Below are 14,226 nucleotides of genomic sequence, written 5' to 3'. Positions count from 1 at the left end.
CCAACGGCGTCACCCAGGTGGTCTACGAGGGCACCCCCACCTCGCCCACCGAGCACCGGCACTTCGAGATCATCGAAAAGTGCGGTGTCACAATCTATTACACCGCACCCACGCTGGTCCGCACGTTCATGAAGCTCGGCCGCCAGATCGCCGCCGAGCACGATCTGTCGAGCCTGCGCCTGCTCGGCTCGGTCGGCGAGCCCATCAACCCCGAGGCGTGGCGCTGGTACCGCACCGTCTTCGGCGCCGACGAGACCCCGATCGTCGACACCTGGTGGCAGACCGAGACCGGCTCCATCATGATCTCCCCGCTGCCCGGCGTCACCGACGCCAAGCCGGGGTCGGCCATGACCCCACTGCCGGGCATCTCCGCCATGATCGTCGACGACGACGGCAACAAGCTGGAGCCGGGCACCGACCACGGCGAACAGGCCAGCGGCTACCTGGTGCTCGACAAGCCGTGGCCGTCGATGCTGCGCGGCATCTGGGGCGACCCAGAACGCTTCAAGGAGACCTACTGGTCACGCTTCGCCGAGCAGGGCTGGTACTTCGCCGGCGACGGCGCCCGCTACGGCAAGGATGGCGAGATCTGGGTGCTCGGCCGCATCGACGACGTCATGAACGTCTCCGGACACCGCATCTCGACCGCCGAGGTCGAGTCCGCGCTGGTCGGGCACTCAGGCGTCGCCGAGGCCGCCGTCGTCGGAGCCACCGACGAACAGACCGGCCAGGCCATCTGCGCCTTCGTCATCCTGAAGGCGTCAGCTCACGGAGGCGCCGAGACCATGGTCGAGGAGCTGCGCGCTGAGGTCGCCAAGGAGATCTCCCCCATCGCCCGGCCCCGGGAGATTCACGTCGTCCCCGAACTGCCGAAGACCCGCAGCGGCAAGATCATGCGGCGCCTGCTGCGTGACGTCGCCGAGGGCCGCGAGCTCGGAGACACCTCCACCCTGGTCGACCCCAGCGTCTTCGAGGCCATTCGCGCCAGCAAGTAGGGCCGAAAGACAGGGCCCGTCGGCGGCCAACGGGACTATCGTGGCTCCCACGCGGGCCGACGACACGCCTCGCGAGGAGCGTGATCACCGGTGAGTTCATCGAAGGCGGCGGACGCCGACGTCCGCGCGGTCCACGAACTCTTCGTCGCGGGCGAGGTCGACGCGTCCTACCTCGCGTCGACCCCGCTGCGCCGCGTCGTGGTCGAGAGTTGGCAGCGCAGCCTGGCCAGAGGCGTCGACCCCGACCGCGGCGGCGCCCAGTCATCCGACCTTGCGCTCAGCGTGGCCCGGATGCGGGCGACCCATCCCCTGGCCTCGGCGTTGCCGGTCATCCGCCGACTGCTGGTCGAGGACGCGCGGTCCTCGGGGGTCATGGTGGCGGTCAGCGCGGCGGACGGCACCCTGCTGTGGGTCGAGGGTGACGCCACCGCATGCCGTCGGGCCGAGTCGATGAACTTCGTCCCCGGCGCGGACTGGAGCGAACGCGGGGCGGGCACCAACGCGCCGGGCACCGCGCTTGCGCTGGACGCCGAGGTGCAGATCCGCGGCACCGAGCACTTCTCCCGCCTGGTCCAACCCTGGAGTTGCACGGCGGTTCCGGTGCACGACCCGGTGACGGGGACGTTGATCGGCGCGATCGACCTCACCGGGGGCGACGACGTCTCGTCGTCCCAGACCCTGGCCCTGGTCCGCGCCACCGTGGTGGCCGTCGAGAACCATCTCGCGCTGCTGCGCTTCGCCGAAGCGCCTCGCGTCGAATCGCGTTTGCCACCAACACGGTTGAGGGTCCTCGGCGCCGACCGGCCGCGGTGGGAGAGCACCGGCGGCGACGGCCGACCGACCCGAGTCACCCTCACCGGCAGGCACGCCGACATCCTGGTCCTGCTGAGCAGACACCCCGAGGGCCTGAGCGCCGACCACCTCGCCACGCTGCTGGACGACGGGCACCTCGACGTCGTCACCATCCGGGCCGAGATGTCGCGGCTGCGCAGGGTCGTCGGCCCCGAACTGTTGTCGTCGCGGCCCTACCGGCTGACGGCACCGATCTCGAGCGATCTCGCCGAGGTCTTCGACGCGCTGGCCCGCGGTGACGTGGCGGCGGCCCTCGACGCGTACGCCGGCCCGCTGCTGAGCAAGTCGGTGTCACCGGCCGTCGGACGGGTGCGGACCGAGTTGAGCACCAGCCTGCGCTGCGCGGTCATGGCGACCGGCGATCTCGGGCTGCTCCGCCGTTGGCTGCAGCTGCCCGAGGGGTCCGACGACCGCGACGGGTGGCGGCGACTGTACGACAGCGCCGAACCGGTGGACCGGGCCAGGGCCGATGGACACCTCGCCGGCCTCGACTTCGAATTCGGCTGAACCGTGCAACCGTGATGCAACCCCTTTTCGCCTATCTTCAGTGACGACCGACACACTTACTGGGTGATGTCGACCCGTTCGTTGGAGAGGAACCCATGACTGTTTACGCGCGGCCCGGCACCGAGGGATCGGTGATGACCTTCGACTCCCGCTACGACAACTACATCGGCGGTGACTGGGTCGCCCCCACCGCCGGCCGCTACTTCGAGAACCCGACGCCAATCACCGGCAAGACGTTCTGCGAGGTGGCCCGGTCCGACGAGTCCGACATCGAGAAGGCGCTGGACGCCGCCCACGCCGCGGCTCCCGCCTGGGGCAAGACCTCACCCGCCGAGCGTGCGATCGTCCTGAACAAGATCGCCGACCGCATCGAGCAGAACCTTGAGTCGATCGCCGTCGCCGAGGCGTGGGACAACGGCAAGCCGGTCCGCGAGACGCTCAACGCCGACATCCCGTTGGCCGTGGACCACTTCCGCTACTTCGCGGGAGCCCTTCGCGCACAAGAGGGTTCGCTGTCACAGATCGACGAGGACACTGTCGCCTACCACTTCCACGAGCCCCTCGGCGTCGTCGGGCAGATCATCCCGTGGAACTTCCCCATCCTGATGGCGGTATGGAAGCTCGCTCCCGCGCTCGCCGCAGGCAACGCGGTGGTCCTCAAGCCCGCCGAGCAGACCCCGGTGTCGATCCTGTACTTGATGTCGATCATCGGTGACCTGCTGCCCGCCGGTGTGGTCAACGTGGTCAACGGTTTTGGCGTCGAGGCAGGCAAGCCGCTGGCGTCGAGCAACCGGATCGCGAAGATCGCCTTCACCGGCGAGACCACCACCGGGCGCCTGATCATGCAGTACGCGAGCCAGAACCTGATCCCGGTCACCCTGGAGCTGGGCGGCAAGAGCCCCAACATCTTCTTCTCCGACGTCATGGCCCAGGTCGACGACTTCCAGGACAAGGCGCTCGAGGGCTTCACGATGTTCGCCCTCAACCAGGGCGAGGTGTGCACCTGCCCGTCGCGCTCCCTGGTACAGGCCGACATCTACGACGAGTTCCTGACCCAAGCCGCGATCCGCACCAAGGCCGTCCGCCAGGGCGATCCGCTGGACACCGAGACGATGATCGGCGCCCAGGCCTCCAACGATCAGCTGGAGAAGATCCTGTCCTACATCGAGATCGGCAAGGACGAGGGCGCCAAGGTCATCACCGGCGGCGAGCGTGCCGAGCTCGGTGGCGAACTGGCCGGCGGCTACTACGTGCAGCCGACGATCTTCGAGGGCAACAACAAGATGCGGGTGTTCCAGGAGGAGATCTTCGGCCCGGTCGTCGCCGTCACGTCGTTCAGCGACTACGACGAGGCCATCTCGATCGCCAACGACACCCTCTACGGCCTCGGTGCCGGTGTGTGGAGCCGTGACGGCAACACCGCCTACCGCGCCGGTCGGGACATCAAGGCCGGTCGCGTGTGGACCAACTGCTACCACGCGTACCCCGCGCATGCGGCGTTCGGCGGGTACAAGCAGTCCGGCATCGGCCGCGAGAACCACAAGATGATGCTCGACCACTACCAGCAGACCAAGAACCTGCTGGTGTCCTACGGCAACAAGGCGCAGGGCTTCTTCTAACCCCCGCCGAATGTGAAGAAGTGCGCGAGAAATGCTCGAGATCTCGCGCACTTCTTCACGTTCACGGCAGGCGCATGGCCCTGATCGCCGGCGCCGTCGAGGCGGCGAGCAACGTCGCCCGGTCCGGCGGGTAGCAGACGTCGACGACCGCGGCCTGCGGGAAGCGATACGGCCGGCCGTGCACCAGCCCCGCGAGTTGCCTTCGCAGGCGCGACATCTCGGCCCGAACCGTCACCACGCGCGACCGGTCACCATAGAGGTCCTCGGCGAGTTCGGGCGCCGACCGCCCGTCGCGGTGCGTGGCAAGGATCAACAGGATTTCGGCGTGCCGGGGCGAGATGTCATGCCGCCAGCAGCCGAACTGGCCGACCATCTCCAGTGACGGCGCCCCCGCGTCGCGGACGTCGAGGGTGACGCGGGAGATGCCGGGGGTGGCGTCGTCGTCGGTCGGGCGCACCAACCACCCGCCGGGCAGCAGTTCGATCTCGCACATCCCCAGCGGCGGCACCCAGGCCCGGCCGGGCGCGATCTCCACGGGCAACAGGATTCGGTTGTGCATCGGCACCGAGTCCACCGCCGCCACCCACCCGTCCTGGTCGACGGCGAGGGCGGGCGCGCCGATGCGCGCGAGGATGGGCGCGGCCACCGCCCGCAACCGGTTCAGGGTTTGGTCGTGCTGTTCGCGCAGCCGCGACTCGGCGAGCCGCGCGACGACGTCGACCAGGGCGACCGTCGTCGGGTGCACCGTCGCCGCAGGCCCTGAGACGTCGACGACGCCGATGACCTGGCCCGTGCGCGGGTCCTTGATCGGTGCTCCCGCACACGTCCACGGGTGATGGCTGCGCTGGTAGTGCTCGGCGGAGAACACCTGCACCGCCCGGTTGGAGGCCAGCGCGGTCCCGATGGCGTTGGTGCCGACTGCGCTCTCACCCCAGTGCGCGCCCTCGATGAAACCCAGCCGGTCGGCGTGGTTGAGCACCGAGGCCGACCCGCTTCGCCACAGCACCCGCCCCAGCGCGTCGGCGACGACGAGGATGTTGTCCCCGTCGGCGATCAGCGACTCCAGGTTCCGCGACACCTCGTCGAGGACGCCGAGCAGACCAGAGGACTTGCGCAGCATCTCGAGACCCGCGAGTTCGACGACGGGCGCCGACAGCCGATCGGGCGCAAGGCCGTTGGCCATCATCCGCTGCCAGGAGTCCTCGATCACCGACCGTGGGCGGGCGGGCGCACGGGCACCCGACATCGTCGCGTCGTACACCGCCGACATCAGCCGCGCGTAGTGCCGCGGGTCCTCACCGACCGCGACGGCCGGTTCGGGAGAGGAAAGGTCTTGCATCACCCCTGATTGTGCTCCAGATCACATTCAAAAGCCACGAGCGCTCATCCCAGGCAGTCGACTCTTCGCGCAAGCGCTCATCGAAAAACAAGACCCCCGTCGATCAGCCCCGCCTGCCCCGTCATGTAGTCGGCATCGGGGCCGGCCAGATAGGACACGAAGCCCGCCACGTCGTCAGGGGTCTCCGCGCGGCCGAGCAGGATGCCTCCGACGAACTTGTCGTATGTCTCGCCCTCGGCGGCGCCGGTCAGCTCGGCGAACCGCTTGTCGATCTCGACCCACATGTCGGTGCCGACGACGCCGGGGCAGTAGGCGTTGACGGTGATGCCGTCGGCGGCGTGCTCCTTGGCCGCGGCCTGGGTCAGGGCGCGTACGGCGAACTTGGTGGCGCTGTAGACGCCGAGCATGGCGAACCCGTCGTGGCCCGCGATCGAGGAGGCGTTGATGATCCTGCTGATCTTTCCTTCAGCTTTGTTGTTCTGCTCCTTGAACTTGGTCACCGCGGCCTGGATGCCCCACAGCACGCCGTCGACGTTGACGGCCCAGATCTTGGCGACGTCTTCCGGCGTCGTGTCGAGTAGCGGGGCGACCAGCGCGATGCCGGCGTTGTTCACCATGACGTCGAAACCGCCGAGCGTGGTCGCCGCGTGGTCGACGGCGGCGAACACCTGGTCGCGGTCGCTCACGTCGGCAACGAAAGTGGTTGCCTTCGAACCGAGTCCGGCGATTTCCTCGGCAACCGCGGAGATTCCGTCCGGCCCGAGGTCGACCAGCGCGACGTCCGCGCCGTCGCGGGCCAGCCGCAACGCGATGCCACGCCCGATGCCGCGCCCGGCACCGGTGACCAGTGCGACCTTGCCGTCCAGTGCCCCGCTCACGACGCCGCGTCCGCACTGGAGGGGTCGACGAGGACCTTCATCTTCGTGCCCGCGTGCAGCGCTTCGAACCCCTCGTCGACGACGTCGTCCAGCGGGATCGACGTCACCCAGCCGGTGGTGTCGTACCTGCCCTCGGCCATCAGGGCGATGACCGCTTCGAAGTCCGCTGCGGTGTAGCAGAGCGACCCCTGGATGCGGGATTCGTTCATCACCAGATTGAGAAGCGGTGTCGTCAAGGGCTTTTCGTAGATGGCGACGCTGACCATCGGCCGGCGCGCCCCGACGCAGGCGAGTGCGGTCGCGACCGCGGGTGCGACGCCGGCGGCGTCGAACACCGCGTCGGCACCGGCGCCGTTGGTGTGGTCGGCGATGAAGGCCGCCACGTCGACCGCGGTCGGGTCAAGCGTGCGGGCGCCGAGCGCTTCGATCGACTCGCGCCGGGTGGCCGACGGTTCGACGACGAAGACGTCCTCGACTCCCTTGCCACGCAACGCAAACCACAGACCGATGCCGATCGGGCCCGCACCGAACACCATCGAGGTGCCGTCGGCGTTCGGCTCGCCGAGGGTGGCCGCGTGGTACGCCACCGACATCGGCTCGACGAGGGCGCCGAGTTCCATTGAGACGTTGTCGGGCAGGCGGTGCAGCATGTCGGTTGGCACGACGGTGTACTCGGCCATGCCGCCGTCGGACATCAGGCCGTGGAAGCCGATCTGTTGGCAGATGTTGTAGGTGCCCGCCCGGCACGGCCCGCAGTGCCCGCAACGGTAGAGCGGCATGACCGCCACCCGATCCCCGGCCGCGTAGTCGGTGACGCCCTCGCCCACCTCGGTGATGATCCCGGAGAATTCGTGGCCCATGGTCAACGGCAGCTGCTGTCCGGTCAAGGGATGCGGCGTGGTCGGGATGAAGATGGGGCCCGCGTAGTACTCGTGGAGGTCGGTGCCGCAGATGCCGTTGAACCCGACCTTGACCTTGACGGTGCCTGGCATGGGATGGGGTTCGGGGACGTCGGCGACCTCGAGTTTGTTGGGTCCGTAGTACACAGCTGCTCTCATGAGCCATGTCTATGTGACGGCGGCCACGTTCCGAAAGAGTTGCACCCCGTTGCACGCTCGCGCTGCAACCCGCTGCAACCCGCTGCAACCCTTGCGGCCGATGCCGCGGTGGTGTGCTCTGGGTCACATGACCGAAACGATTGAGAAGCCGGCCTCAGCGGCCCTCACCCCACAGGCTCGCGTCGACGCCTGGCTCGCCAACTTCGAGGCGGCGTTGGCCGTGCGTGACGTCGAGCGGGTGGTGGCGATGTTCGCCGTCGACTGCTTCTGGCGTGACCTGGTCTCCTTCACCTGGAACCTCAAGACCGTCGAGGGGCGCGACGGCGTCGCCGACATGCTGCATGCACGCCTGGCCGAGACCAGCCCGTCTGGCTTCCGCACGCGCGAAGAGGCCACCGCCGACGGCGACGTCGCCTCCGCGTTCATCGAATTCGAGACCGCGGTCGGTCGTGGCACCGGGCACCTGCGCATCAAGACCGACGCCGACGGCAACGACGTCGCATGGACCTTGCTGACGGCCATGCAGGAGATCAAGGGCCACGAGGAGCGCAAGGGCGTGACCCGCGTGCTGGGCGCGGTGCACGGTTCCGACGCCGACACCAGGTCGTGGGCGGAGAAGCGGGCGGACGAAGAACGGGCCCTTGGCCGCAGCGAGCAGCCGTACACGCTGGTGGTCGGCGGCGGTCAGGGCGGCATCGCGCTTGGCGCGCGGCTGCGTCAGCTCGGCGTTCCGGCGATCGTCGTCGACCGGCACGACCGCCCCGGCGACCAGTGGCGCAAGCGCTACAAGTCGCTGTGCCTGCACGATCCGGTCTGGTACGACCACCTGCCGTACATGCCCTTCCCGCAGAACTGGCCGGTGTTCGCGCCCAAGGACAAGATCGGCGACTGGCTCGAGTTCTACACCAAGGTCATGGAGGTGCCGTACTGGTCGAAGACCAGCTGCCTGTCCGCCTCCTTCGACGAGGCCGAGAAGAAGTGGACCGTCGAGATCGACCGCGACGGGGAACGGCTGACGCTGCACCCCACGCAGCTGGTGCTGGCCACCGGCATGTCCGGCAAGCCGAGCATCCCGACGCTGCCCGGTCAGGACGTGTTCCGCGGCGAGCAACACCACTCCAGCGCGCACCCCGGCCCGGACCGCTACGTCGGCAAGCGCGCCGTGGTGATCGGGTCCAACAACTCCGCCCACGACATCTGCAAGGCGCTCGTCGAGAACGGCGTCGACGTGACGATGGTGCAGCGCTCTTCGACCCACATCGTGAAGTCGGATTCGCTGATGGACATCGGTCTCGGCGACCTCTACTCGGAGCGGGCGGTGGCGTCCGGGATGACGACCGAGAAGGCCGACCTGACGTTCGCCTCGCTGCCGTACAAGATCATGCACGAGTTCCAGATCCCGGTCTACGACGCCATCCGTGAGCGCGACAAGGAGTTCTACGACCGGCTGACCGCGGCGGGCTTCGAATTGGATTGGGGCGACGACGATTCCGGCCTCTTCATGAAGTACCTGCGCCGCGGCTCCGGCTACTACATCGACGTCGGCGCGTGCGATCTGGTCGCCGACGGCACGATCAAGCTGGCGCACGGTCAGGTCGAGAAGCTCACCGAGGACGCCGTGGTGCTGACCGACGGCACGGTGCTGCCCGCGGACGTCGTGGTCTACGCCACCGGGTACGGCTCGATGAACGGGTGGGCGGCCGACCTGATCGGCCAGGACGTCGCCGACAAGGTCGGCAAGGTCTGGGGTCTTGGTAGCGGGACGACGAAGGACCCGGGCCCGTGGGAGGGCGAGCAGCGCAACATGTGGAAGCCGACGCAGCAGGAGAACCTGTGGTTCCACGGCGGGAATCTGCATCAGTCCCGGCACTATTCGCTGTATCTGGCGCTCCAGCTCAAGGCGCGCTACGAAGGCCTGCCCACCCCGGTGTACGGGCTACAGGAGGTGCACCACCTGAGCTAGGCGACCTCGGCGGAGCCGAGAATCAAGCAGAAGGAGCGCCGACCGGGACGAAACCGGAGCCCGGTCGGTTCTTCGCGTTGATGTCGGCCAGCACCGAGGTCATCGACATGGTCACCGCAGGCGTGTGCAACGGGACGAACTTCACCACGCATGTCGGAAGGTCCTCGCTGAAGGCGCCGTGGATCATGCCGACCAGCAGGTTGTTCACCGTGACGGGGGCACCCGAGTCGCCGGGTTGGCCGCACACCTGGTTGAGGATGGTGCCGGGTTTGTCGCCAGGGCCCCAGGTGACGCCGCACGACTGGCCCGTCGTGCGGCCGAGCTTGCAGGCGTTCTCACCGAACACCGGATCGGGTCCGAGGCCGTCGATCTCGAAGCCGTCGATCGAGTTGACCGGCTGCACCTTGGCGGGGTCGAACTGGATCACGGCGTAGTCGAGACCGTCGTTGCCCGCGACCATCGTGCCGACGACGCCGCTGGACTGGGCGCGCTCCGAGGCGACCTGCGCGCCGGGTCCGCCGCAGTGCGCAGAGGTGAATCCGATGAGGTTGCCCTTGGAGTCGTTGCCGATGGTGGTCAGGGTGCAGAAGGTGTCACCGTCGATCACGATTCCCGACCCGCCCCCGAGGACCACCTTGTCCTCGGCGTGGGAGACCGCGGGGTGAGGTGTGGTCAGGGCGGCTACCAGGACGACGAAGAGCGCGGACAGGACGAGCTGACTCCGATGACTTCGTACGAACTGCAAGGAACCTCCTCCGGCACTGCCCCGGCCGACGGCCAAGCGCCGCCAGTCTAACGTCGGCCGGAATCGTTGCAGAGGCCTCGACATGGCAACATGGGCGCCGACCCCCATGAACTGCGGGACTGTACATCGAACGGGGAGGACGTGTCCGTGAGCAATGGCGACCGCAAGAGCGGCGTTCCGACGACGGTGACCTCGATTCCATTGGTGGATCCGCACGCACCGAAGCCCGACCCCTCCGTGGGCGACCTGGTCAAGGATGCGACGGCGCAGATGTCCACGCTGGTGCGCGCCGAAGTGGAACTGGCACGCGCCGAGATCACCCGCGACGTCAAGAAGGGTCTGACGGGCAGTGTCTACTTCATCCTCGCCCTCGTCGTCCTGTTCTACTCGACGTTCTTCTTCTTCTTCTTCGTCTCGGACCTGTTGGACCTGTGGTTGCAGAAGTGGGCGGCCGACCTGATCGTCTTCGGCTTGATGCTGCTGACGACCGGACTGCTGGCGTTCCTGGGTTACCTCAAGGTGCGAAAGATCAGGGGCCCGCGGAAGACCATCGAGTCGGTCAAGGAGGCGCGGGTCGCGCTGACGCCCGGCGGCGACAGGACCCCGGTGAAGCCTTCCGCGCCGACGGCAGATCCCTCCGGCTGGTAGTGGCGCGCTCCCGGGGGCGCATCACACAGCCGCCACCCGATCCGTCGGTCACCCGCATCGCCGGCCCGTGGCGGCACATGGACGTGCACGCCAACGGCATTCGCTTTCACGTCGTCGAGGCCAACCCCACGACCGACGACGAGCGGTCGGCCGATCAACCGCTGGTGATCCTGCTTCACGGCTTTGGCTCGTTCTGGTGGTCGTGGCGGCACCAACTCCGCGGGCTGAGCGGCGCCAGGGTCGTGGCCGTCGACCTGCGCGGGTACGGCGGCAGCGACAAGCCGCCACGGGGCTACGACGGCTGGACGCTGGCCGGTGACACCGCGGGCCTGGTTCGTGCGCTCGGGCACGAGACCGCGACGCTCGTCGGGCACGCCGACGGCGGGCTGGTCTGCTGGGCCACCTCGGTGCTGCACCCCAGGGTGGTGCGATCCATTGCCGTCGTCAGCTCGCCGCACCCGGTCGCGCTGCGCGCGTCGGCGTTGACGCGCCGCGACCAGGGCATGGCGCTGTTGCCGTGGATGATGCGCTATCAGCTGCCCTTCTGGCCCGAACGGTCGCTGACGCGAGACGACGCCGCCGAGCTCGAGACCGTGGTGCGCAGCAGGGCCGGTGCGAATTGGCTTGCCTCAGAAGACTTCTCGGAAACGATGCGTCACATGCGCCGGGCCATCCAGATCCCGTCGGCGGCACATTCGGCGCTGGAGTATCAGCGCTGGGCGGTCCGTAGCCAGCTTCGCGGCGAGGGGCGCCGCTTCATGAAGTCGATGAAGCGGCCGCTGTCGGTGCCCGTCCTGCACGTGCGGGGCGACGCCGACCCCTACGTGCTGTCCGACCCCGTGCGTCGCACGCAGCGGTTCGCTCCGCACGGACGGTACGTATCCGTCGCCGGCGCAGGCCATTTCGCGCACGAGGAGAACCCCGAGTTGGTCAACGAGCAACTGACGAGGTTCCTCGCGGGCGTCTACGGCGCCCGAGGCTAGGAGATGCAGGTGTCGGTGGACACCCGCTGGGTGTTGCCGACCTTCGCCATCTGCTTCTCGACCTCGTGGGACGTCAGCACGAAGCCCGTGTCCGCGTCGTCGACCGCGGCGCCGAACACCACGCCGAGCACCTTGCCGTCCTTGTCGATCAACGGACCGCCCGAATTGCCTTGCCGAACAGTGCCTCTGATGGTGTAGACCTCGCGGGTGACCGTGTTCGTGTGATAGATGTCGGGCCCGTTGAGCTGGATGATCTCGCGAATGCGGCCCGGGGTGGCCGTGAACTCGCCGCCGCCGGGATAGCCCATCACCACCGCGTCGGTCCCCGTCGGCGCCTCCTGCATGTCGAACTGCAGCGGTGCCGCGGGCAGGTCGGGAACGTCGAGGATCGAGATGTCGGCGTTCGGGTCGTAGGACACGACCGTCGCGTCGTAGGTCTTGCCGTCGGATTCGACGGTCACGCTCTCCGACCCCGCGACTACGTGCGCGTTGGACATGACCCGGTTGGGTGCGACGACGAATCCGCTGCCCTCGAGCACCTTTTGGCAGCTGGTCGCCACCCCGCGGATCTTCAGCACGCTCGGCCGGGTGGCCGCGACGACGGGGTCGCTGGCCAGGGCGGCGTCCGGCGCGTCGACGTTGACGATCGGGGTGCGGCCGAACGGCTGCAGCACGTCGGGCAACCCGGAGGTGTCCAACAGCGACGACAACCGCGTCGGGACCCGCTTGAGCCAGGCCGGCGCGGCCTGGTCGACCGTCGACAGCACCCGCGAACCGCGCACGGCCGCAGCGAGATCGGGTTGATCGGAGGAGGTCAGCGGCGTCGCGAGCAGCCAGGCCGCCACCAGAACCGCAACCAGTTGCAGCGCGACGCCCACCACGGAGTCGACGGTGCGCAGCCCGCCGTTGCGGATCGCGCCCCGCACGGCCCTGCCGAGGACGACACCGGCGATCTCACCGATGACGACGAGCCCGAGGATCAGGAACAGCGCCACGAAGAGCTTGGTCCGCGGCCCGTCGACGTGACCGACGACGTGCGGTGCCAGCAGCACACCCGCGACGGCACCGAGGATCACGCCGACGAAGGACAGCAGCGAACCAAGCGCCCCGGAGCGCCAACCGGAGATGGCGGCGACGAAGGCGATGGCGAGGACGGCCAGATCAAGCCACTGCGACGAAGTCATTGTGGGCCCTCACGGTAATCGCTGCCGCCGCCGACGAGCGCCATCGCCACGTCCAGTTCGCGGACGTCGTCGGCGTCCCACGGCTCGGCCCAGCCCGCGACGTCGAGAATCGCGGAGATGACCTGGCCGGTGAAACCCCAGACCAGCATCTGGTTGAGCATGAATGCAGGCCCGGCGAATCGGGTGGTGTTCTCCTTGCGGTACACCATCAACCTGTTCTCGGGATTGACGAACGCGCGGATGGGCACGCGGGCGACGATCGCCGTCTCACCGTCGTTCACGACGCCGACCGGTCCCGGGTCCGGCGAGTAGGCCAGCACGGGGACGACGTGGAAGCCCGACGGCGGGATGAACATCCGGTCCAGCGTGACCAGCGGTTGCAGCCGGGTGACGTCGACTCCGGTCTCCTCGTTGGCCTCGCGCAGCGCGGTACCAACGGGTCCGTCGTCGCCCGGGTCTGACGCACCGCCGGGAAAGGCGGCCTGACCGGCGTGCTGGCGCAGCGTCGAGGCCCGGACCGTGAGCAGCAGGTCGGCGTCGGGCGGCAAGCCGCCGGACGGCGAGTCGAACGGCCCGGAGAACAGCACCAGGACGGCGGCGTCACGCTTGGTTCCCGTCACCGTCGCGGCGGCGTTGGCGACCTTGATGGCGGCGAGCACCTCGGCGGGCACCCGCTCGCGGTACGCCCGCGGCACGTCGGCGACGTTCTCGAGCAGCGGCTTCAGCCAGGACGGAGCCGCTGCGGCATCGAGGGCGGCCGACGGTCCCCCGTCACCGTTCGAGATCAACCGCGCACTCCCATCGCCGGATTCACCGCCGCGGCAATCTCATCGGCGCTGGTGAACGCACGCGGCAGGATTTTGGCCACCGTACCGTCCGAACGCAGCACGACGGTGGCGGGCATGACATTGGGCACCTTCAGCGCGGCCGCCACCAGCCGTCGACCGTCCTGCAGGGTCGGCAGCTTCACGCCGAGCTCGGTCAGCCGCAGCAGCGCCGCGGTCTCGTTCTCGTCCTGATGGACGGTCAGCACCGTCACGGCAGGCCCCATCCGCCGCTGGTACTCGGCCATCGCGGGCAGTTCGTCGGCGCAGGGCCCGCACCAGTAGGCCCACAGGTTCAGCACCACGTTGCGGCCTGCGACCATCGCCGCGACGTCGGCGCGACTGCCGTCGGCGGCGCACTCGGTCGTGATCCCGCGCAGCGCCTCGGGCGAGGGTCCGGTCGACGGGGTCGGGCACGGCGGCAGGTCGGCCTCGGCGCGAGGACCCGCCAGCGCCTCGGCGGTGTCGGCGTCACGGTGTTCCCTCGCTGCGCCCGCGGACAGACCGCCACCGGGGTTCCCGGCCGGGTCGTCGGCGCCGACCTCGCGCCACAACGCGACGACCAGCGCCACGATGACGACGAGCCCGGCCAGGGTCCATCGAGTTGATGCGCGCATGAGGCAGGAAGGCT

General features: G+C 68.7%; 13 protein-coding genes. 6 read left to right on the top strand and 7 right to left on the bottom strand.

What is annotated here, in order from left to right; all coding sequences use genetic code 11:
* The 3 genes from B1790_RS22645 to adh form a co-directional block, all read left to right on the top strand.
* A partial coding sequence (locus tag B1790_RS22645; RefSeq protein WP_142271455.1) for an AMP-binding protein occupies positions 1 to 995 on the top strand: 995 nt, incomplete at its 5' end.
* Positions 996 to 1,085: 90 nt separating this feature from the next.
* Positions 1,086 to 2,354 (top strand): GAF domain-containing protein, encoded by a 1,269-nt coding sequence (locus tag B1790_RS22640; protein ID WP_079925529.1) that lies wholly within the window; start codon positions 1,086 to 1,088, stop codon positions 2,352 to 2,354.
* A gap of 95 nt (positions 2,355 to 2,449) precedes the next feature.
* A complete protein-coding gene (gene adh / locus B1790_RS22635) occupies positions 2,450 to 3,973 on the top strand; it encodes an aldehyde dehydrogenase (RefSeq protein ID WP_079925528.1) in 1,524 nt (507 codons plus the stop codon).
* Between the two features lie 61 nt (positions 3,974 to 4,034).
* Here the strand turns inward: adh and B1790_RS22630 are convergent, their stop codons facing one another.
* The 3 genes from B1790_RS22630 to B1790_RS22620 all read right to left on the bottom strand — a co-directional run bounded on the left by B1790_RS22630 (position 4,035) and on the right by B1790_RS22620 (position 7,248).
* Positions 4,035 to 5,312, bottom strand: coding sequence for a helix-turn-helix domain-containing protein (locus tag B1790_RS22630; protein ID WP_079925527.1), 1,278 nt, complete (start codon positions 5,310 to 5,312; stop codon positions 4,035 to 4,037).
* A 77-nt stretch (positions 5,313 to 5,389) separates the two neighbouring features.
* A complete protein-coding gene (locus B1790_RS22625) occupies positions 5,390 to 6,190 on the bottom strand; it encodes an acetoin reductase (protein ID WP_079925526.1) in 801 nt (266 codons plus the stop codon).
* Entirely contained in the window at positions 6,187 to 7,248 is a 1,062-nt protein-coding gene (locus B1790_RS22620) for a 2,3-butanediol dehydrogenase (protein ID WP_079925525.1), read from the bottom strand. Before B1790_RS22620 ends, B1790_RS22625 begins: the two co-directional genes overlap by 4 nt.
* Before the next feature lie 127 nt (positions 7,249 to 7,375).
* Between B1790_RS22620 and B1790_RS22615 the strand changes: the two genes are divergently transcribed.
* Positions 7,376 to 9,211, top strand: coding sequence for an NAD(P)/FAD-dependent oxidoreductase (locus B1790_RS22615; RefSeq protein ID WP_079925524.1), 1,836 nt, complete (start codon positions 7,376 to 7,378; stop codon positions 9,209 to 9,211).
* A 22-nt stretch (positions 9,212 to 9,233) separates the two neighbouring features.
* Here B1790_RS22615 and B1790_RS22610 read toward each other — a convergent pair whose 3' ends face one another.
* Positions 9,234 to 9,956: a S1 family peptidase gene (locus tag B1790_RS22610; RefSeq protein WP_369832405.1), complete on the bottom strand. Its 723-nt coding sequence runs from the start codon at positions 9,954 to 9,956 to the stop codon at positions 9,234 to 9,236.
* 147 nt (positions 9,957 to 10,103) lie between these two features.
* Here B1790_RS22610 and B1790_RS22605 point away from each other — a divergent pair, with 147 nt between their 5' ends.
* Together B1790_RS22605 and B1790_RS22600 are read left to right on the top strand one after the other, a co-directional pair.
* Positions 10,104 to 10,604: a phage holin family protein gene (locus tag B1790_RS22605; RefSeq protein ID WP_056552728.1), complete on the top strand. Its 501-nt coding sequence runs from the start codon at positions 10,104 to 10,106 to the stop codon at positions 10,602 to 10,604.
* 77 nt (positions 10,605 to 10,681) lie between these two features.
* Positions 10,682 to 11,587 carry an alpha/beta fold hydrolase gene (locus tag B1790_RS22600; RefSeq protein ID WP_079925532.1) on the top strand — a complete coding sequence of 302 codons (906 nt, stop codon included), beginning with the start codon at positions 10,682 to 10,684 and terminating at the stop codon, positions 11,585 to 11,587.
* Here the strand turns inward: B1790_RS22600 and marP are convergent.
* Genes marP through B1790_RS22585 form a run of 3 tightly spaced genes read right to left on the bottom strand, consistent with a single transcriptional unit; the run spans position 11,584 to position 14,212 of the window.
* Positions 11,584 to 12,771: an acid resistance serine protease MarP gene (gene marP / locus B1790_RS22595; protein WP_079925523.1), complete on the bottom strand. Its 1,188-nt coding sequence runs from the start codon at positions 12,769 to 12,771 to the stop codon at positions 11,584 to 11,586. The genes B1790_RS22600 and marP overlap by 4 nt on opposite strands.
* A complete protein-coding gene (locus B1790_RS22590) occupies positions 12,768 to 13,556 on the bottom strand; it encodes a CoA pyrophosphatase (RefSeq protein ID WP_079925531.1) in 789 nt (262 codons plus the stop codon). Before B1790_RS22590 ends, marP begins: the two co-directional genes overlap by 4 nt.
* On the bottom strand, positions 13,556 to 14,212 hold the full coding sequence (locus tag B1790_RS22585) for a TlpA family protein disulfide reductase (RefSeq protein ID WP_079925522.1): 657 nt from the start codon (positions 14,210 to 14,212) through the stop codon (positions 13,556 to 13,558). Before B1790_RS22585 ends, B1790_RS22590 begins: the two co-directional genes overlap by 1 nt.
* Positions 14,213 to 14,226 lie beyond the last annotated feature (14 nt).

Source organism: Mycobacterium sp. AT1, from assembly GCF_002043095.1.
In the GTDB taxonomy this organism is placed as follows: domain Bacteria; phylum Actinomycetota; class Actinomycetes; order Mycobacteriales; family Mycobacteriaceae; genus Mycobacterium.
This window is presented reverse-complemented; position numbering and strand designations above follow the sequence as displayed.

Excerpts from the sequence above, each read along its gene's own strand:
- adh (WP_079925528.1), top strand. The coding sequence starts at position 2,450 with ATGACTGTTTACGCGCGGCCCGGCACCGAGGGATCGGTGATGACCTTC.
- B1790_RS22630 (WP_079925527.1), bottom strand. The coding sequence starts at position 5,312 with ATGCAAGACCTTTCCTCTCCCGAACCGGCCGTCGCGGTCGGTGAGGAC.
- B1790_RS22620 (WP_079925525.1), bottom strand. The coding sequence starts at position 7,248 with ATGAGAGCAGCTGTGTACTACGGACCCAACAAACTCGAGGTCGCCGAC.
- B1790_RS22615 (WP_079925524.1), top strand. The coding sequence starts at position 7,376 with ATGACCGAAACGATTGAGAAGCCGGCCTCAGCGGCCCTCACCCCACAG.
- B1790_RS22600 (WP_079925532.1), top strand. The coding sequence starts at position 10,682 with ATGGACGTGCACGCCAACGGCATTCGCTTTCACGTCGTCGAGGCCAAC.
- marP (WP_079925523.1), bottom strand. The coding sequence starts at position 12,771 with ATGACTTCGTCGCAGTGGCTTGATCTGGCCGTCCTCGCCATCGCCTTC.
- B1790_RS22585 (WP_079925522.1), bottom strand. The coding sequence starts at position 14,212 with ATGCGCGCATCAACTCGATGGACCCTGGCCGGGCTCGTCGTCATCGTG.